23 protein-coding genes are annotated in these 19,106 nt (G+C 38.7%); 9 read left to right on the forward strand and 14 right to left on the reverse strand.

What is annotated here, in order from left to right; all coding sequences use genetic code 11:
- The first annotated feature begins 59 nt into the window (after window positions 1–59).
- The gene (locus LS684_RS16780) at window positions 60–824 is read left to right on the forward strand and encodes an ABC transporter ATP-binding protein (protein WP_233807616.1); all 765 of its coding nucleotides are present in this window, start codon (window positions 60–62) and stop codon (window positions 822–824) included.
- The gene (locus tag LS684_RS16785) at window positions 817–1,629 is read left to right on the forward strand and encodes an ABC transporter permease (protein WP_233807618.1); all 813 of its coding nucleotides are present in this window, start codon (window positions 817–819) and stop codon (window positions 1,627–1,629) included. The genes LS684_RS16780 and LS684_RS16785 overlap by 8 nt, the downstream gene beginning before the upstream one ends.
- A gap of 346 nt (window positions 1,630–1,975) precedes the next feature.
- On the opposite strand, the gene ytkD is transcribed toward LS684_RS16785, so the two are convergent.
- Window positions 1,976–2,446, reverse strand: a complete 471-nt coding sequence (gene ytkD / locus LS684_RS16790; protein ID WP_233807620.1) for an RNA deprotection pyrophosphohydrolase — start codon at window positions 2,444–2,446, stop codon at window positions 1,976–1,978.
- Between the two features lie 146 nt (window positions 2,447–2,592).
- On the opposite strand from ytkD, the gene LS684_RS16795 reads away from it, so the two are divergent.
- Window positions 2,593–3,468, forward strand: coding sequence for a DUF6612 family protein (locus tag LS684_RS16795; RefSeq protein WP_233807622.1), 876 nt, complete (start codon window positions 2,593–2,595; stop codon window positions 3,466–3,468).
- A gap of 37 nt (window positions 3,469–3,505) precedes the next feature.
- On the opposite strand, the gene LS684_RS16800 is transcribed toward LS684_RS16795, so the two are convergent.
- A complete protein-coding gene (locus LS684_RS16800) occupies window positions 3,506–3,838 on the reverse strand; it encodes a hydrolase (protein ID WP_233807624.1) in 333 nt (110 codons plus the stop codon).
- 196 nt (window positions 3,839–4,034) lie between these two features.
- Here LS684_RS16800 and LS684_RS16805 point away from each other — a divergent pair, with 196 nt between their 5' ends.
- Complete coding sequence (locus tag LS684_RS16805) at window positions 4,035–4,292, forward strand: DUF6154 family protein (protein WP_233807626.1); 258 nt, start codon at window positions 4,035–4,037, stop codon at window positions 4,290–4,292.
- 40 nt (window positions 4,293–4,332) lie between these two features.
- Here the strand turns inward: LS684_RS16805 and LS684_RS16810 are convergent, their stop codons facing one another.
- The 4 genes from LS684_RS16810 to LS684_RS16820 all read right to left on the reverse strand — a co-directional run bounded on the left by LS684_RS16810 (window position 4,333) and on the right by LS684_RS16820 (window position 7,402).
- Window positions 4,333–4,524, reverse strand: coding sequence for a putative motility protein (locus LS684_RS16810; RefSeq protein WP_233807627.1), 192 nt, complete (start codon window positions 4,522–4,524; stop codon window positions 4,333–4,335).
- 373 nt (window positions 4,525–4,897) lie between these two features.
- Window positions 4,898–5,029 (reverse strand): hypothetical protein, encoded by a 132-nt coding sequence (locus tag LS684_RS24155; protein WP_267930287.1) that lies wholly within the window; start codon window positions 5,027–5,029, stop codon window positions 4,898–4,900.
- 423 nt (window positions 5,030–5,452) lie between these two features.
- Window positions 5,453–6,658 carry an IS256 family transposase gene (locus LS684_RS16815; RefSeq protein ID WP_233806036.1) on the reverse strand — a complete coding sequence of 402 codons (1,206 nt, stop codon included), beginning with the start codon at window positions 6,656–6,658 and terminating at the stop codon, window positions 5,453–5,455.
- A gap of 306 nt (window positions 6,659–6,964) precedes the next feature.
- Window positions 6,965–7,402 carry a Dps family protein gene (locus LS684_RS16820; protein WP_233807628.1) on the reverse strand — a complete coding sequence of 146 codons (438 nt, stop codon included), beginning with the start codon at window positions 7,400–7,402 and terminating at the stop codon, window positions 6,965–6,967.
- A gap of 144 nt (window positions 7,403–7,546) precedes the next feature.
- On the opposite strand from LS684_RS16820, the gene ytzI reads away from it, so the two are divergent.
- Both ytzI and yidD read left to right on the forward strand, forming a co-directional pair.
- Window positions 7,547–7,708 carry a YtzI protein gene (ytzI, locus tag LS684_RS16825; RefSeq protein WP_233807629.1) on the forward strand — a complete coding sequence of 54 codons (162 nt, stop codon included), beginning with the start codon at window positions 7,547–7,549 and terminating at the stop codon, window positions 7,706–7,708.
- An 80-nt stretch (window positions 7,709–7,788) separates the two neighbouring features.
- Window positions 7,789–8,013, forward strand: a complete 225-nt coding sequence (yidD, locus tag LS684_RS16830; protein ID WP_233811691.1) for a membrane protein insertion efficiency factor YidD — start codon at window positions 7,789–7,791, stop codon at window positions 8,011–8,013.
- Window positions 8,014–8,029: 16 nt separating this feature from the next.
- Here the strand turns inward: yidD and LS684_RS16835 are convergent, their stop codons facing one another.
- Window positions 8,030–8,590, reverse strand: coding sequence for a beta-class carbonic anhydrase (locus LS684_RS16835; protein ID WP_233807630.1), 561 nt, complete (start codon window positions 8,588–8,590; stop codon window positions 8,030–8,032).
- A gap of 226 nt (window positions 8,591–8,816) precedes the next feature.
- Between LS684_RS16835 and LS684_RS16840 the strand changes: the two genes are divergently transcribed.
- The gene (locus LS684_RS16840) at window positions 8,817–10,019 is read left to right on the forward strand and encodes a metal ABC transporter solute-binding protein, Zn/Mn family (protein ID WP_233807631.1); all 1,203 of its coding nucleotides are present in this window, start codon (window positions 8,817–8,819) and stop codon (window positions 10,017–10,019) included.
- A gap of 384 nt (window positions 10,020–10,403) precedes the next feature.
- Here LS684_RS16840 and LS684_RS16845 read toward each other — a convergent pair whose 3' ends face one another.
- Together LS684_RS16845 and LS684_RS16850 are read right to left on the reverse strand one after the other, a co-directional pair.
- Window positions 10,404–10,850, reverse strand: coding sequence for a MarR family winged helix-turn-helix transcriptional regulator (locus LS684_RS16845; protein ID WP_233807632.1), 447 nt, complete (start codon window positions 10,848–10,850; stop codon window positions 10,404–10,406).
- Window positions 10,851–10,875: 25 nt separating this feature from the next.
- Window positions 10,876–11,235, reverse strand: coding sequence for a DoxX family protein (locus tag LS684_RS16850; protein ID WP_233807633.1), 360 nt, complete (start codon window positions 11,233–11,235; stop codon window positions 10,876–10,878).
- Between the two features lie 195 nt (window positions 11,236–11,430).
- On the opposite strand from LS684_RS16850, the gene LS684_RS16855 reads away from it, so the two are divergent.
- Together LS684_RS16855 and LS684_RS16860 are read left to right on the forward strand one after the other, a co-directional pair.
- Window positions 11,431–12,792, forward strand: coding sequence for a cytochrome ubiquinol oxidase subunit I (locus LS684_RS16855; protein WP_233807634.1), 1,362 nt, complete (start codon window positions 11,431–11,433; stop codon window positions 12,790–12,792).
- 16 nt (window positions 12,793–12,808) lie between these two features.
- Window positions 12,809–13,858 carry a cytochrome d ubiquinol oxidase subunit II gene (locus LS684_RS16860; RefSeq protein WP_233807635.1) on the forward strand — a complete coding sequence of 350 codons (1,050 nt, stop codon included), beginning with the start codon at window positions 12,809–12,811 and terminating at the stop codon, window positions 13,856–13,858.
- 63 nt (window positions 13,859–13,921) lie between these two features.
- Here the strand turns inward: LS684_RS16860 and LS684_RS16865 are convergent, their stop codons facing one another.
- The 5 genes from LS684_RS16865 to menH form a co-directional block, all read right to left on the reverse strand.
- Complete coding sequence (locus LS684_RS16865) at window positions 13,922–14,716, reverse strand: DUF817 domain-containing protein (RefSeq protein ID WP_233807636.1); 795 nt, start codon at window positions 14,714–14,716, stop codon at window positions 13,922–13,924.
- A gap of 8 nt (window positions 14,717–14,724) precedes the next feature.
- The gene (gene menC, locus LS684_RS16870; RefSeq protein WP_233807637.1) at window positions 14,725–15,834 is read right to left on the reverse strand and encodes an o-succinylbenzoate synthase; all 1,110 of its coding nucleotides are present in this window, start codon (window positions 15,832–15,834) and stop codon (window positions 14,725–14,727) included.
- Window positions 15,835–17,322, reverse strand: coding sequence for an o-succinylbenzoate--CoA ligase (locus tag LS684_RS16875; protein ID WP_233807639.1), 1,488 nt, complete (start codon window positions 17,320–17,322; stop codon window positions 15,835–15,837).
- An 87-nt stretch (window positions 17,323–17,409) separates the two neighbouring features.
- Complete coding sequence (gene menB / locus LS684_RS16880; RefSeq protein ID WP_233807641.1) at window positions 17,410–18,228, reverse strand: 1,4-dihydroxy-2-naphthoyl-CoA synthase; 819 nt, start codon at window positions 18,226–18,228, stop codon at window positions 17,410–17,412.
- Window positions 18,229–18,297: 69 nt separating this feature from the next.
- Window positions 18,298–19,104: a 2-succinyl-6-hydroxy-2,4-cyclohexadiene-1-carboxylate synthase gene (menH, locus tag LS684_RS16885; protein WP_233807643.1), complete on the reverse strand. Its 807-nt coding sequence runs from the start codon at window positions 19,102–19,104 to the stop codon at window positions 18,298–18,300.
- Between the last annotated feature and the right edge of the window lie 2 nt (window positions 19,105–19,106).

The raw sequence follows: 19,106 nt of genomic DNA on the forward strand, positions 1-19,106 counted from the left end.
CCCCTCGTATACTCGAGGGGCTAGTGGCGAATCGATTACTCTTATTTGGAGGCCGTGAAATGAATTTCTTAAAACTCAATGGCATTTACCATACGTATTTCACAAAATCCACGGCAACTACGGCCCTCTCCGATATCTCTCTTGAAGTTGAAGAAGGAGAATTTGTCTCATTTCTTGGTCCTAGTGGCTGTGGAAAAACAACACTACTATCGATTATCGCTGGCTTAATCAAGCCCACAGAAGGAGAAATACTGCTAGAAAATGAACCTGTATCCAAAGCAGATGACAAAATAGGCTATATGTTACAGCAAGACTATTTATTTCCTTGGAAAACAATTGAGGAAAATATTTTCATCGGTCTAAAGCTAATGAATCAATTAACAGAAGAGAAAAAGAACTATGCCCTGCACTTATTAAAGGAAATGGGCCTTAAGGGAGTAGAGAAGCAATTCCCCAAACAGCTTTCAGGAGGAATGCGACAAAGGGTTGCACTCGTACGTACATTGGCTACCGAACCAAAGTTACTCATGCTTGATGAACCTTTCTCAGCTCTTGACTATCAGACCAAATTAAAGCTAGAGGATCTTGTCTCGGACACACTTAAATCCTTTAAAAAAACTGCCATCTTAGTCACACATGATATAGGTGAAGCTATTGCAATGAGTGACCGTGTATTCTTATTGTCACCTCGCCCTGGAAAGCTGCATAAAACTTTTTTCATCCCGAAAGAACTAAGAGAGCTAGCTCCATTTGAAGCAAGAAATCACGAAAGCTATCCAGCTGTATTCCAAACGATATGGAAGGAGTTGGAATCACTTGAGTAACCAGAAGCGAAATGTAGAACACCTTCACAAGCAATATATTGAATCATTAAAGAGAGAAAAGAAATGGGTCCGCTTTTATCAACTGGTCATTTTCGTTCTCTTTTTTTCAGGATGGGAACTGGCAAGCTCGAAGAAATGGATTGACCCTTTAATCTTCAGCTCACCATCAAAAGTTTGGAATTTAATGATTGATAAAATCCAGGATGGCACTCTTATTACAAACTTAGGTATTACTCTAACAGAGACTGTGTTTGGATTTATTTTAGGAACACTATTAGGAACCATACTAGCCGCTATTCTCTGGTGGTCACCAATGATATCAAAAATTCTCGACCCTTATTTAGTTATTCTTAACGCCATGCCAAAGGTTGCACTTGGCCCAATCCTTATTGTCGCGCTCGGCCCAAACTTTACATCGATTGTGGCGATGGGAGCGATTATTTCCATCATTATCACCACAATTGTTGTATATACTTCTTTCCGTGAGGTTGATCCAAATTACTTGAAGGTCCTCCAAACCTTTGGTGCAAGCCGAATTCAATCCTTTCGAGAGGCCATATTACCAGCATCCTTTCCAACGATTATCTCCACATTAAAAGTAAATGTGGGACTCTCTTGGGTAGGGGTCATTGTAGGAGAGTTTCTTGTATCTTCAAAAGGTCTTGGCTATATGATTATTTATGGATTCCAAGTATTTAACTTTACTCTCGTCCTCTTATCCCTACTTGTGATTGCCGTTTTTGCGACACTCATGTATCAAGTAGTGGAACTCCTTGAAAAGAAGCTAATTAAGGATAGTGCATAATACAGAGGCTGGGACATAACTAAATGACTCCTTCTCAAAGACGAACAATGACTTGATTCAAATAGGTAGGTTGTAAAAACAAGTTCGTTCCACCTGCGCTGCAGACACTCGTTTTCCGCGGGGAGGAAGCTGAGCCTCCTCGCTGCGCTTTGGTGTCTCAGCCTTTCCTCTATTTACCTTAGTAGTCGAGTGTCTTCCGCTCCATTCCACTATTTTTTAAAAACTTGTTTTCTGAACCAACAAAAATACCGAACTAGTAAAGGAGATAACTCCTGATCGTTCGGATATACCGTTGACTGGAATACCTATGTCCCAGCCTCCTCATACAAAGGCTTACACAATAAATTCAATATAGCCCATCTTTTAAATGATCTAGCACTAGAGCTACCACATCATCCTTCATGATGAAGCTATAATGATCTTGGAAACGTTCTGATAACAAGTCGCCTTTCACTAATACAGGACCCTTCGTTTCAAGATAGCTATCGTGTTCATCTATCTTTTCTACGTCCCCCCAAAAAATCGCCTTAACAAAAGTGGTTTCCTCATTCGTGACTTCATACTCGCCAATATATCTAAGACTCATAAGGTGAGCACCTGTCTCCTCTAAAACCTCTCTTCTAGCAGCATCTTCAAGCGTCTCTCCCTTTTCTAACTTACCTCCTGGGAATTCCCATCCACGCTTCGAATGGTTTGTTAAGAGCCAATGATCTTGATACTTACAAATCACAAATACATGTACAGGATCTTTCGAAAATGCATGACGTGAGAAAGCCAGCCGTACGAAAGACCCATAAAAATCATGAAAATGTTCCATCTAAACTACCTCAATATTCTTAAGAATTTCATGCTATTATTATATATGGAAATGATTTCTTTTTTAAGTGATGTGACTGAAACTTTTCACATTAGCTATTCGTATGTACATACGAAAGCCAGTTTTATAAAAGGGGAGTGTAACGGTTGAAAAAAACTTTAACAATGTTGATGTCCGCTCTACTTGTATTGATGCTAGCGGCATGTAATGAAACTGCTAAGCCTGTCAATCAAGATGCGAATGGAAAAGAAGGACAAAATGAACAAATCCAATCAGAAAATAATTCAGAGCTTACCCTTGAGGAAGTAATGGACAAATCAATGAAGGCTTCAGAAGGATTAAAAAGTTTTGCAGCAACAATGGATATGAAACAAGAAATGAGCTCGAGCTCACAAACAGAAGTGATGAATTTAAATTCATCCATTGATATGAAAGTTATTTCAGACCCAATGGCACTTCATCAAAAAATGTCTATTGAAATGGAAGGCTCAAACGAAACTTATGAAACCGAGTCTTATTTTACAGCAGATGGAATGTACATTTACGATGCCGCTGGTGAAACATGGATGAAGTTTCCTCAGGAAATGGCTGATCAGTTAATGCAAATATCTGACCAACAAACAAACCCTACAGAAGAATTGAAGAAAATGCAACAGTTCATGGATGACTTTTCCTTCGAACAGGACGACAAGAACTTTATTCTTAAATTAAATGCCTCTGGTGATAAGTTCAACGATTTTATTCAAGAAACCCTTCAACAAACCTTACCACCTGAACTTGCTGCTAATGGAGACCTATTAAGTGGAATGAAGATAAATGAAGTTTCATATGAATTTTATATTGATAAAAATACGTTTTATCCAACAAGCATTAACATGTTTATGAATATGGATCTAACTGCGGAGGGAGAAAGCATTCAATTAAAGCAAAGTATGAATGGAAAATATCGTGACTACAATCAATATGACGAAATCACGATTCCTCAAGAGATCCTAGATACTGCTGTAGAGATGGAAATGTAGCAAATCCGCCGCTTTCTTTTATAGAAAGCGGCTTAGTTTATGTTGGAGGGTTTTCTTCTGTTAAGATTCCCATACTTTCAATATGGCGTTTGGCCTCCTCATTTCCTAGTTTGTGAATCATCTCGTAGACCTTCGTCATGGTGCGATCATAGGCATCATTTTCACGATCAAAATGATATTGTACATACGGAACATGAGCACGAAAGAAATTCTGCCAGTCCGTCGAGTAATTTTGCTCAAAGAGCTCTCTAAGTTCAATGATATCATTGTCTGTAGCTTCAATTTTATAGCTCCAAGTCGAGCTTGTTTCACTTTGGCTAATTTCTCCACTACCTATATCAATATAATACGTTTTTTTCTGTTCAGCCATCACTAGCATCCCCTTTATCCTTATTGGTCTTGGTTTCCCACATTCACTGAAAATTTATTCGCTGGAAGCCATGAAATCAAGATGTTCAAAAAGTCTTAAAGGATTTCGAGAATATTTTACATAATAGAGGGTATTCCATTAGTATAATAAAAAAAGAAGAAATGAAAATTCTATATCTAAACGGAGGGTGAGTCATGTGAAACTGGTAGATGAGCTTTATGAATTATATCGAGATAAATTAACGGGTGACGATGAGGATATTGATATGCTTGCTTTTGCCTTTTTGGAGGAAATGAGCTACGAGGACCTTCTCGGCATCATTCATGAATTGGATAAACAGGAACTATATAACTTAATGGGTATTTACTTAATCGAAAGCTTGAAGGGTAAATTTGCCCAAGAAGATTATGGTCAACGAAAAATACAAGGATTGTCTCACCGAAACTTACATTAACGTATACATAGCAAAAGCTGATCTATGAGAGATCAGCTTTTTATGCTTTAATGTCAACCGTTTTACCAAGGTTCGGGTGAGGTGCCGGTGTCGCTTTCTGTATGCTTGTCATGTCTTCAATCATGGTTGTAACGGCAGCTGTTTGGGTAGACATTTGACTCTTTAGCAGGGTTATATTCAACGTATGCTGAAGCTCAGCCACTTGCTTTCCCATTAGTTCTGAAATGTTCATTGCCAATCCCTCCTTAATAGATAGTTTAGCATGTCTAACCTTTGGGTGGTTGAAAATTAGTGTGTATATAGAGGGATTCGGATTCGGGTTAATGCTGTCATTTATGGGGAAATTAATGGGGAGTACTTCTTTTAACTCGATTTTCGATTTTTTGTGTGAACTGGCATCTACTTTGGTTACCTGTCACATATGTTAATGATTTCTGTCATATCTACGCTGTTCACTCGGTTTTAGTTCTCCTCTCAAATAATTTGCATCTTTCTAACTTTGTGAGCGAACGCTCCTTTTTTGAGCGTTCGCTCACAAAGGGGCCGATTTCGCTCGCTTTTTCCGATTTTCGCTCACAATTGTCAAGATTTCGCTCCGGTTCTACTCACTTTCGCTCATCAATGCCCACATTTCGCTCAGTATGATGGATTCCACAGGTGAATTCACTTCTCTTGTTTAGGTTTTTTCCGAAACGATCATACTTTTTAATGATTTCTGCCATATCTACGCTGTTCACTCGGTTTTAGTTCTCCTCTCAAATAATTTGCATCTTTCTAACTTTGTGAGCGAACGCTCCTTTTTCGAGCGTTCGCTCACAAAGGGGCCGATTTCGCTCGCTTTTTCCGATTTTCGCTCACAATTGTCAAGATTTCGCTCCGGTTCGACTCACTTTCGCTCATCAATGCCCACATTTCGCTCAGTATGATGGATTCCACGGTAGTGTAAATTATTTTGTGTAAATGATTGAACATGTGCTTGATAGTCAACAATAATCTTACCTACTAGGGGGATAGGGCAATGCTGGGGAGCAACCCGAGCACCAAGTGGGGTTCTGTACAAAAGGAAGAGAGGATTTTCCTCTCTTTTTCCCTTTTGGGAGAACCTAAAGCGATAAACCCTTAAGGCATTGCCCTAATACGTAGGAATGCTAGGACAGAACTTATTTCCCAAGCCGACCAGCGAACATGATTTCAAACTGTTGCCTACATTCCATCCACCCTGGTACAGGTACAGTCCATCGGTCTGTCACCCCCATAGTGGCCAGAAAAACAATCTTACGTAAAGAATTATCTGTTGGATAAGCTGTTTTGGTTTTCGTAACTTTTCTTAACTGCCTATGGAAAGCTTCAATAGTATTCGTTGTATAAATCAGTTTTCTTATCTCTACTGGATAGGAGAAATAAGTAGTTAACTCCAACCAATTTGTTTCCCATGATTTAATAATTGCAGGATACTTCTGTCCCCACTGTTCTTTGAAATCTTGAAAAGCACTTTCAGCTTTTTCTAAAGTAACCGCTTTATAAACTAACTTTAAATCAGCCATAAGTTCTTTGCGGTATTTCATAGGGACACCTTTTACATTGTTTCGTAATTGATGAATAATACATGACTGTATATCTGTCTTTGGGAACGTAGCGCTAATCGCCTCAGAAAAGCCTGAAAGCCCGTCCTTACAAACAATAAGAATGTCTTCAACTCCTCTGCTTTTAAGATCCTGGCAGACATTCAGCCAGAAGCTAGCGCTCTCATCCTCACCAATCCAGATTCCAAGTATATCCTTAATACCATCGGTATTAATCCCTAATACCGTGTATGCGGCTTTACTAACAATTCGATTTTCATGCTTTACCTTAAAATGAATAGCGTCTAAAAACACGATAGGATAAACAGGTTCTAGTAGACGAGACTGCCACTCATAGACCAGGGGTAAAATCTTATCTGTGACTTTACTGACCAAACTTGGTGAAACATTGACTCCGTAGATATCTTTCATGTGTTGCTCGATATCTCGAGTAGACATTCCCTTAGAATAGAGAGCAATAATTTGATCTTCAAGTCCATTGATAGAAGTTTCATACTTCTTGATAATCTGTGGCTCATATTCACCTTTTCGATCCCTAGGTATACTAAGAGGAGTCTCTCCAAGCTTTGTTTTAATCGACTTTTTACTATATCCATTACGACTATTTCCTGTATTATTCCCAGAAGAATCATGCTTGGAATAACCTAGATGTTCCTCAATTTCAGCCTCAAATACCTGTTGAAGTGTTTCTCTAAACAATTCTTTCATCATCATATGAATATCATCAACAGTTTGGCATTGACTAGCTAATTCTCTTACAGTTAGATCTCGAAAACTTTGCATAAACGACCATCTCCTTTAATGGAAAGTATATCCATTTACACAAAATTTTATACGCTCTCGATTCCACAGGTGAATTCACTTCTCTTGTTTCGGTTTTTTCCGAAGCGATCATACTTTTTGATGATTTCTGTCATATCTACGCTGTTCACTCGGTTTTAGTTCTCCTCTCAAAAATTTTTATCTTACTAACTTATGAGCTGACGCCTGGTCAAAATACCTATCTTTAGATGAACTAAACAGAAAAGAGGCTGGGCATCTTCACACCCAGCCTCTATCCAATATTTGCAGATCTCCTATCTGAGACCTTTATCCTAAAAATGCTTTGAACATCCAAATATGCTTCTTCAAACTTTGTTTTACAGATAACAGCATATCACCTGTTCCTTCATCGTTTGCTTCCTCAGCTAGCTCGATTGCTTCTTGAAGCTCTTTCTCCATAGCTTCGAAGTCATTACAAATCGTGCGAACCATCTCTTCTTCCTTTTCACTTCCCGATGCTTCTGAAACAGAAGCCAGTTCTAAACAATCTTTCATTGTAGCAACAGGGCTTCCACCAAGGGACAGAATACGTTCTGCTAGCTCATCAATATGGATATTCGCTTCATTATAAAGCTCTTCAAACTTCTCATGTAGAGTGAAGAAATGACGTCCTTTAATATACCAATGATAATTATGTAGCTTCACATAAAGGACCGTCCAATTGGCTACTTGTTTGTTAACAGATTGAATTAATTGTTGTGACATATTTATCATCCTCCCATTGTTATATTTCCCTGATTGGACAAGATAAAACATTTTAGCAAAAAAATAAATTCATTTAAGAAAGTTTCGAGAGTACTCTTTTTGGGAGGCTTCTGATAAAATAGTGGCGAAGGAGGCGTCATTGAAATGACTGTCGTATTAATCATAAGTGTGATTATCGTTTTAGTTGTGCTCCTATTATCTGTATTAACAACCTCAAAGGCCTACTCATATAAGCATACGGTAGACACATTGGAAGATAATCCGCATTTACAAAGTAACGAAGAAAGCGATGCATCGAAAAAATAATAGTTATATGAAATTATACCAAGGGAAGTAAACTCTATTGTCTTGTCTTCCCTTCAATACAATTCCTAGGAGACTATATGATGTTTAAAAAAATGTTCATTGGAATCATTCGATTTTACCAAATTGTTATATCACCTCTTAAACCGCCAACATGCCGCTTTTATCCTACTTGTTCTTCATACGGACTTGAGGCCATTCAACGGTTTGGGCCAATTAAAGGTGGGTATCTAACAATCAAACGAATCTTGAAATGTCATCCCTTACATCCAGGTGGGATTGACCTTGTTCCAGAAAAAAAGGAATGATAGTCTCACTTACGTATCATTCATATCCATTAACAACCAAATCAAGCTTTCCAGTTTCTGGACTGATCACTAATCCATGAACGGGAACATCCTTCGGCATGAATGGATGATGTTTAATGATATCCACACTGTGTCCTACGCTATCACATACATTGTCAAAGCCGCTTAACCATGCGTTAACATCCACTCCAGAGTAGTTGACTGTGTTTAGGGTTGCTTCTGTGATTCCCCTTTTTTTCATTGAATCAATCACAGTGTCGGCCTTCATTCCGCTCATCCCACAATCATGATGACCAATCACAAGCACTTCATCCGCTTGTAGCTGGTAAACGGCAATTAATAGACTCCTCATAATACTTCCAAAAGGATGAGAAACTAGTGCTCCGGCATTCTTTACAATCTTTACATCCCCATTTGATACGTTAATTGCCTTAGGTAATAGCTCAAGAAGTCTAGTATCCATACAAGTTAAAATAACCATTTTCTTGTTTGGAAATTTTGTCGTCGCATACTCCTCATACTTTTTGTCAGCAACGAATTGCTCATTATGCTGCAAAATCTCTTCGAGTAGTTTCATTTCTCTTCACCCTTTTTTAAGTAGTCCTTTCTAGCATACAAACAATTACAAAACTAGACAATTTTTATTCTTGCATTTTCCGAAAAAATTTTGTACGATATCATAGTGAAATCGGAACGGTTACGGATTATTTACCTACTAATATAAAATAAAAAAGAAAATTTTTTTTTGCGATAAATCGTAATCAATACGCTTTAAATACTTTAAATACAGAGGGGGAACTTATATGAAAAAGCTGATACTGTTATTTGCTATTCTACTTCCTGCAAGCTTATTCCTTTCAGCTTGTGGAAATTCTAATTCTACAAACCAGGAAAAAAACGACAAATTAAACGTCTATACGACTGTTTATCCATTACAGTATTTTACAGAGCGGATTGCCGGTGACCTAGTAGATGTCGATACAATTTACCCGCCTGGTGCTGATGAACACACCTTTGAACCATCACAAAAAGATATGATGAAGCTAGCTGATTCTGACTTATTTATTTTCATCGGATTAGGACTCGAAGGTTTTGTTGAAAAAGCAAAAGATACGTTGGAAAATGAACAAGTATCCCTCTTACCTGCTGGAGAAAATATTCACTTAGAAGAAAGCGGGCATAGTGGGGAGGAACACGAGGAAGAAGGGCATTCGGAAGAGGGACACTCTGATTCAGAAGAAGGACATACGGAAGAAGGGCACTCTGATTCAGAAGAAGGACATACGGAAGAAGGGCACTCTGATTCAGAAGAAGGGCATACGGAAGAAGGACACTCTGATTCAGAAGAAGGGCATACGGAAGAAGGGCATTCTGATTCAGAAGAAGGGCATTCTCATTCTGAGGAAGGACATTCGGAAGAGGAACATTCGGATTCAGAAGAAGGACATGATGGGCACGAAGGACATAATCATGGTGACATTGATCCCCATGTTTGGCTAGACCCTATTTATTCGAAGGAATTAGCAGAAGCTATTAAGCTAGAGCTTGTTCGCTTACTTCCAGACCATAAGAATGAGCTTGAAACCAATTTTGAACAGCTTGCAAACGAACTTGATGAGCTTGATGAAAAATTTGAAAAAACGATCTCAACAGCTGCTCATAAGGAAATCTTAGTTTCACATAAAGCATATGGCTATTGGGAAAATAGATATGGAATGGAACAAATTAGTATCTCAGGTGTTTCTACTTCAAGTGAGCCATCCCAGAAAGAATTAGAAAATATTATTAATGAAGCACGTGAACATGGTTTATCACATGTGTTCTTTGAACAAAATGTATCATCAAAACTAACAGAAATAGTGCAAAACGAATTAAATGCGGAAGCACTGACTCTTCATAACTTATCTGTATTAACAGATGAAGACTTAAAAGAGAAACGCACTTATTTCTCCATAATGGAAGACAATTTAAAAGGTCTTGAAAAGGCGTTAAACTCTTCCCATTAAATCGTTTAGAGGCTGGGATATTAGATTTCAGTCAATGGTATATCCGAACTAGTAGAAGGAGTTATCTCCTTTTGCTAGTTCGGGTATTTTTGTTTGTTCAGAAAAAACTATTAATAAATAGTGGAATGGAGCGGAAGAAACACTCGACTACTAAGGGAAATAGAGGAAAGGCTGAGACACCCAAGCGAAGCGAGGAGGCTCAGATTCCTCCCCGCGGAAAGCGAGTGTCTGCAGCGCAGGTGGAACGAACTTGTTTTTACAACCTAACTATTTGAATAAAATCATTGTTCGTCTCTGAGAAGGAGTCATATAGTTATGTCCCAGCCTCTTTCTTTTACAATGAAAAAAGTATGGAGACCATACCCTATTTCAATACTTTAGCCATCAACTATTTAACTCTTTTGCCCCTAAGCCAATTTTCTTTAATAAGTAGATGAGCTGTTCCTTTTCATCTTCTGTAATAAATGATAGATTTTGAGAAATTGTAGCCACATGCTGAGGAAAAATCTCATCAAAGAGAGCTCTACCTTCGTCTGTCAATGTGACGTTAGAAGCCCTTCTATCTTCTGGGTTAGGCAGCCTTTTTACTAACCCTTTCTTTTCTAATTTATCCACAACATATGTGATGCTCCCACTAGGAATGGCAAACGTTTCGCTTATTTTTTGAACCGGATGGGGGCCTTTACTATAAAGCAACTCTAAAATCATAAAGTTTTCATTATTAATTTGATACCGATCGATATCATTTCGGATGTTATCAGCAACTGTTTTTGTAGCTTTCATCCAAATTCGAAATAGTCTCAAATCAAGTTGATTCTCCTCTTGCAACATGTAACCTCCTATTCCATTTATGCTACTATCCCATTAAATACTGAAAATTTAATAATAACACAATTAAGCTCAAAATGAGTAATAGGAGTGGCATACCTAGTTTACTCATAGGATCTTTCACCTTGATATGGGTAAAAATAGCACCTACCATGGTCGCTACCATAAGGAAACTTCCCCAGGCAGTAAATAGTTCATTCCAAATTCCGATAAATATTAATACCGCTGAAGTAATTTCTACTAAGCCTGTAAAAATTCGAAACCCTCCTGGATATCCATATCGTTGAAATTCCTCCACCATTTGCTTCGAACCAAACTTCATCCCTCCAAATAATAAAAATCCAACTCCTAATAATATCTCTAAAATGAATGAAAATGTTTGCATCATTTTCCCTCTCCTTTTACCCTAAGATTATTTATCCTAATAATAGGATAAAAATATCCTAACATTAGGATAAGTTGTTTGTCAATATGAGAGACAGGCAGTAAGAATTATTAATTTAACAGGAAATCTTTACATATAAACCAAAAATATGCAAAGAATACGATAATGGAATGATTGATGAAAGGACGAATGTGGAGAATGGATGATTTATTAATTGCACGCTCTTTATTTGGAATCACCATGGGATTTCATATTATATTTGCCACCATTGGCGTGGGCCTTCCACTTATGATGCTGACAGCTGAGCTTTTATATCAGAAATCCAAGGATTTAGATTATGTCATTATGGCAAAAAGATGGACAAAGGCATTTGCTGTTCTTCTTGGTGTTGGAATACCGACGGGGACCATTGCAGGGGTACAGCTCTCTCTCTTATGGCCTGGGTTTATGGAGGTTATTGGTAAAGTCATGCCCCTTCCCTTTCAAATTGAAATTTATGCTTTCTTTATCGAGGCTCTCTTTATGTCCATCTATGTATATGCAGCAGAACGAATTCCTCCATGGATGAGAATTTCAAGTCTTATTCTCGTTGCCATAGGTGCACTAGCCTCCGCTGTGCTAATCACAAATGTTCATGCATTTGAAGGGACTCCTCAAGGGTTCCGAATTGTGGACGGAGAAATTGTGGATGTGGATCCGTGGGCAGCATTTTTTAACCCTAGCTTTTTTGTAACTGCAGGTCATGTTGCATTATCTGCCTATACAACTGGTGCATTTGTCATTGCTTCTGTTGCAGCCTTTAAGATGCTGAGAAGTGATTTTCAGTCAAGGATTTACCAATTTCATAAAAAGGCATTAATGCTTAGTTTAATTATTGGCGGGATATTCTCATTCCTCACGTCCATTAATGGGCATGAATCCGCTCAATATTTACATGAATACCAACCAGAGAAACTCGCTGCTGCTGAGGGGCTGTTTGAAACCCAAACCCATGCCCCACTAGCAATTGGTGGATTCACTGACCGGGAAGAAAAAGAAGTGAAATGGGCAATAGAGATCCCTTGGGCCTTAAGCTTTTTAGCAGGCAATTCATTCGATACAAAGGTGATCGGCTTGGATGACTTTCCAGAGGAAGAGTGGCCCCCATTATTTGTCCATACACTCTTTAATGCTATGGTTAGAATCGGCTCACTATTAATACTTCTCTCGTTAGTCGCCTATGTTTGGAACAAGTTATTGAAAAAAGATAGATTTCCTAAATTTCTTATGTGGTCGTTTGTAGCCTCTGGACCGTTAGCTGTACTTGCGATTGAATTCGGATGGGTATTTGCGTGTACAGGACGTCAGCCTTGGACCATCTATCGGATCCTGTCTACTGAGGATTCAGCTACAACAGCAACTAATTTGGGGATTTTATTTATCTTATTTATTCTTGTATACATTGTTCTTGGGGTAGCAGTTGTATTAGTGCTGCTTTATTACTTCCGTAAGAATACCGTTATCGATGATATCAATCGTGCAGAGCAAAAAGGAGTGCCTTTATTCGGTTCAAATTCATAAAGGAGTTGATGGAAAAATGACAGATGCTCTATTGGCTGTAACGGTACTCTGGGGGTTCGTATTTATATATGCTGTTATGGCGACAATGGATTTTGGCGCTGGCTTTTGGTCAATGATCTATATTAACAAACCGAAAACAAAAGCGACCAATATTGCCAACCGTTATCTCTCTCCCACATGGGAAGTAACGAATACCTTTATCGTTGCACTTGTCGTTGCGGTCTATAGCCTTTTCCCAAAAGCAGCCTATACGTTAGGAACTGTATTGCTTGTTCCCGGTAGTATGATCTTGCTGTTACTTGCCATCCGAAGTGCCTTTCTTGTCTTCTCCAATATTGCACAAGAATATCGCAAGCCGCTAACCATTGTTTCAGGGATCTCAGGGATATTAATTCCCGGCTTATTAATTAGCGTTCTTCCAATTACCCATGGAAATTACGTAGATATATCGGATGGGAAACAAACACTCGACTTGTTTGGACTTTTCACTAGTCCAAACGAATATGCATTTTTTGCTTTTGCATTTAGTAGTACACTTTTTCTCTCCTCACTCCTGCTTGCTGATTATTCAAAGGTATCTGAGGAGATGGAAGCATATTATGTGTACCGAAGAGATGCGATCATACTTGGACCTATATCTGTATTAATGGCGTTTCTCATTATGCTTACCCTTAAAACTGAGGCAAAGTGGATTTACGATAAGATGCTCGATGACTTACCATTATTACTTACATCTGTTGCGTTCTTCTTACTAGGAGGTTTAAGTTTATTTTTACCCTCCTTTAAAAACCAACGTATAAAAGGAATGCCGAGAATTGCTGTAATTGCCATCACGATTCAATACTTACTCGCAAGCTATGTTTATGGAAAAGCACATCTGCCATATATCGTGTATCCTGAAGTAACGATTCAAGAGGCATTCACTGATCCGAACTCTTTCCGGGCAGTATTCATCACTTATATCGTTGGGTTTGCAATTTTATTTCCAGGATTCATTTACTTTTGGAGTTTATTTATGCATGATAAAAAATACTTACGTCAAAAAGAGTCTAAACAGCAAACATAATAATCAAAGTGTTAACATCTCAGGTTCACCAAACAAGCAGACAGGCTATCCCTGCTGCTTGTTTTATTGGGTTATTTCTTTTTGATCACTGATTGTTTTTCTCGCTTGTTTTACATGCTTAAGCTGTGCAACAATGATGAAGCTTACGATAACTAATAGCAGCCATGAACTGATTTTGCTGAAATGAACAAGCTGCCATCCATCCTGTTGATTCGGATATTGCCAAGCTCCATAGAAGGTAGCAATATTCTCCGCAATCCAAATAAAGAAACCAATTAATACAAAAGAGAGTGGGACTGGCATCCTGTAAGTGGTTGATCGTAACGTAAAGAGAACATATGACCGAAAGAAGATCATGACAATGACTGCTTTCAATATCCAGCGAAAATCATAGATATAATGATGCGTAAAAAAATTCCCATAAACAGCAACAGCACTTGCCCATGCAAGCCATAGGTTCGGCCAGCCAGTTATCCGAAGGCTCATCCTTCTCCACGACTGGCACATATAACTTGCCACACTCGCATACATAAATCCACTATACAATGGTACGCCTGCTATTTTTGACCAAGCCTCCTCTGGATACGACCAAGAGCCCATATGGACTTTATAGATTTCTAGTGCTAGGCCAATGAGATGAAAGACACAAATCACCTTGAGTTCATCTATTGTTTCAAGCTTAGAAATGATCATAAATACCTGAGCAATGATGCAAATCAAGAGGATGAAATCATACCTCCCTACCCCTGGAATTTTCACATAGGTAGACAAACCAAGTGTCAAAAAAATGATAACTGGAAAGATACATGATAATGCTTGAAGATATGTAAAAGTTAGTAAGTCCTTTAAATACTTCATATGCTCTCCTAAGAAAATGAAAATCTTTCTGTAGCAACGGTTACTTGCTTCAGACGGTTTTCATTGATTTCGAATCCAATTCCCGTTCCCGATGGAACAGAAATACTCCCTTTTTCAACCTTCACCTCAGGCAATGTAATATCCTCAGTCCAATACCTGTTTGATGATGAGATATCACCTGGGATTGTAAATCCTGGTAGAGAAGCTAATGCGATATTATGAGCTCTAGATACGCCAAATTCAAGCATCCCTCCGCACCAGACTTCCAGGTTCTTCTCTAAACAAAGATCATGGATTTGTTTAGCGGTCCACACGCCGCCCACACGTCCGATTTTAATATTAATCACCTGACAGCTGCCAAGCTGAATTGCATGCTTCGCATCTTGAAACGTCACAATACTCTCATCTAAGCAAATGGGTGTTTGAAGCTCCTTTTGTAAGGTAGCATGGTGAATAATATCATTCGCATCTAATGGTTGTTCAATCATTAATAATCCATACTCATCTAACGCCTTCAAACGATCCATATCCCTCAAAGTATAAGCTGAATTGGCATCGGCCATTAGTGATAGATGGGGATACACTTTTCGAATAGCAGATACGAGCTTAAGATCATTTTCCGGGCTTATTTTAATCTTCACGCGTTGATATCCGTTTAGTAGGTGCTGTTCAATTTGCTCTAAGGTTTCCTCAATACTCTTCGCTCCGACAACAACTCCTGCTGGAATAGTTGAAGCAGTTCCCCCTAATAGCTTTGATAAAGAAATATTCATTTGCTTTGCCTGCAGGTCCCAAAAAGCCATCTCTAACCCAGCTTTTGCCATAGGATTTCCTTTAAAATTACTTAATAACGGATAAATATCCTTTGCTTCTCTAATTTCTTTTTTCATCAAAAAAGGAATAAAAAAATCAGTAAGCATATGATAACAAGTCTTCACCGTTTCTTCAGTGTACCACGGGGAAGAAAATGCAACGACTTCTCCATAGCCTTTTCTCCCATCCTGATCAATAATTTCAATGATAATGCTCTCGCGATTCTTCACCGTTTCTAAATGCGTAGAAAAAGGCGTGACAAGAGGCATGTGAATAACGTAAAAATTAATGGCAGTTAGTCTCATTTAGGATCTATCCTCTTTCAATAAATAACGAAGCTCACGTCTAAGTAGCTTTTTCGCCGCATTGCGTGGTAATTCCTCTATAAACCGGATTTCTTTTGGAATTTTATATTTAGCTAACTTCCCAGCGCAAAAGGTAGTCACTTCCGCTTCTGTTAAATAATTTCTTCGGACAATAAAGGCGATGGGAATTTGTCCCCAAATTGGATCGTCTTTTCCGATGACCCCTACATCCAATATATCTGGATGTGAGGACAATACCCCCTCAATTTCGGCGGGATAAATATTTTCGCCACCTGATATAATGAGATCTGAACGGCGATCAAGTACATATAAAAATCCTTCCTCATCCACATAGCCGATATCCCCTGTATACAACCAGCCATCCTTGATCTTTTCTTCCGTATCCTTAGGGCGATTTAGATACCCCTTTGTTACATTTGGACCTTTAACAATAATTTCACCTGGGATGTTCTGATCTACCTCTAATCCTTCCTCATTTACGATTTTTATTTGGGAAGGAAAAAGTGGCTTACCAGCAGATCCTAGCTTTAAAAGGCTATATTCCGGTGCTAATGTAACCATTTGTGAGGAAGTTTCCGTCATTCCGTACGTTTGAAAAACTGGTATATTCTTGGATTCACATGTTTCAAGAAGGGGCAATGGGGCAGGTCCACCTCCTAGCAGCATACAGCGAAAATAGTCAGGCAGAAGATTATCCTCTAAATCCTGGAGAATTCTAGAGAGCATTGTACTAACGACAGACATAATTGTCACCTTTTTATCCTGTATATCTCTTATAATCGCTTTCTCATCGAACGTAGGATGAAGAACAACTGCTATTCCATAAATAAGGCTTCTCATTAAAATGGAATATCCGCTTATATGAAAAAGTGGAACAGCACACAGCCAGCGATCCTTCTCAGTGATTCCTAAGTTTAATGCGGACCCTGTTGCACTCCACCAATGATTTCCGTATGTTTGCAAGACACCTTTCGGATTTCCAGTTGTACCAGAAGTATACATAATTGAACAAATATCTTCTAAATTGATTTCCTCGATCACATTCGGTTCGTGATGGGTGGTCGAAAACAACATTTCTTTATCTAGAATAAGAAAAGGGTTTACCTCAGTTTGGATGGAATCTGATTCTCTTTGAAATGACTCTTCTGTTAAAAGAGCAGTCGCCTCTGAATCCTTTAACTGCCAGATTAACTCTTCTGCTGACAGGCGGTTATTCAATAATACTGCTTTCACTCCTAAGAGTTGAAGGGCATATAGAATCCAAACCGTATCCACGTTATTTTTCAACAATACCCCTACTTGCTGATTCTGCTTAATTCCATAGAAAGTAAGCAGACCAGCTATTCCCTTAGCTTTTTCAAATACTTGTTGAAAGGTATATGAACGCTCTCCACAAATCAACGCTATCCGGTTGGGTGTTAAAAATGCTCTGTTTATTAAAAAGTTCGGCATCCTATATCCGCTCATGCTCGATCTTCCTTTCCGAAACGAATGAATCAATACATAGTTAAAACAGCCTGATGGATCTCCACCAAGCTGTTCAAATCTGACCTATTAAGGGAAACGTGGGAATTGACCAAAGTCCGGCTTGCGTTTTTCTTTAAACGCGTCACGGCCTTCTTTCGCCTCTTCTGTTGTGTAATAAAGTAATGTAGCGTCACCAGCAAATTGTTGGATTCCAGCTAGACCATCCGTATCTGCATTCATTGCAGCCTTTAAGAAACGAAGGGCAGTAGGACTCTTTTCAAGAATCTCTTCACACCATTTAATCGTTTCTTCTTCTACTTGCTCTAGTGGAACAACCGTATTAACTAGTCCCATGTCTAATGCGTCTTGTGCATTATATTGGCGGCATAGGTACCAAATTTCGCGTGCTTTCTTGTGCCCGATAATTCTTGCTAAATAGCCTGAACCATACCCTGCATCAAAGCTTCCAACTTTCGGGCCCGTTTGACCGAATACAGCATTATCTGCAGCAATCGTTAAGTCACATACTACATGAAGAACATGTCCTCCACCAATTGCATAACCTTTTACCATTGCGATAACCGGCTTTGGAATAACACGAATTAAACGTTGAAGATCCAATACGTTTAAACGAGGAATTTGATCTTCACCCACATAGCCCCCATGTCCACGTACCGATTGGTCCCCACCTGAACAGAATGCTTTATCTCCTGCTCCTGTTAAAACAATAACTCCAACTCGTTGATCATCACGTGCGAATGCAAACGCATCAATCAATTCCATTACGGTCTTAGGACGAAAGGCATTATGTACTTCTGGACGATTGATCGTAATCTTCGCAATTCCATTACACGTTTCATAAATAATGTCTTCATATTGACGACCAGCTACCCATTCAACTGTCATATAAAATCCTCCTTAAAATTTCTGAGTTACTCAAGAGAAAACGCTTTATTAAGCTTGGCTAAAGCACTCTTATTTCGACAAGAACTCACTTACTATTGTACCAAACTTTTCAGGTTCTTCCACATGAATTGCATGTCCACATCCATTCACATTCACCCATTTGCATTTTGCGAGCATATTCTGCATTTTTTCCGCAATAGTACAAAATTTAAGATCAAGTTCCCCTGTTATTAACAAGGTTTCGACAGCGCATTCACCAAGCAAATTCCACCAGGATGACTGTGAGCCCGTGCCCATTCCAAGTAAACTATTGGCTAGTCCCAATTCCGAATTTTTTCTACGCTGATTTCGTATTTGACTTTGAATGTCAATAGGAAGATTTTTTTGCGTCTGAAAAAGAGTGATGTTCTCCCATTTTTCAACAAACCTTTCGATTCCTTCTTCTAGGATAAAATGAGCAAGTTGCTGATCTTGTCTTCTACGCTCCTGCCTATCATTACTAAACAGAATTCCTGGAGAGGCGCTTTCTAAAATCAGTTTTCTTACTCTTTCAGGATAGAGCATCGCAATCGTGAGAGCTAGCCTACCTCCCATCGAGTAACCTAGTATATCCACTTGTTCAATCCCTAACTTGTCAAGTAGCTCCACCATATCATTTGCAATCAACTGAATGTCATACCGTTCATAATTACTGGGCTTTGCTGTTTTTCCATGTCCTAATAGATCAACAAAAATCAATTGGGCTTTTGAAGCAAAATAGGGACTAGTAGAATACCAGGTAGTGACATCGCCAGTAAACCCATGAAGCAAAAACAACGGAAATCCATTTCCAGCCATTTCGACATAGTAACTCTCTTCATTTAATACAAATTCCATCC

The organism is Cytobacillus spongiae (genome assembly GCF_021390075.1).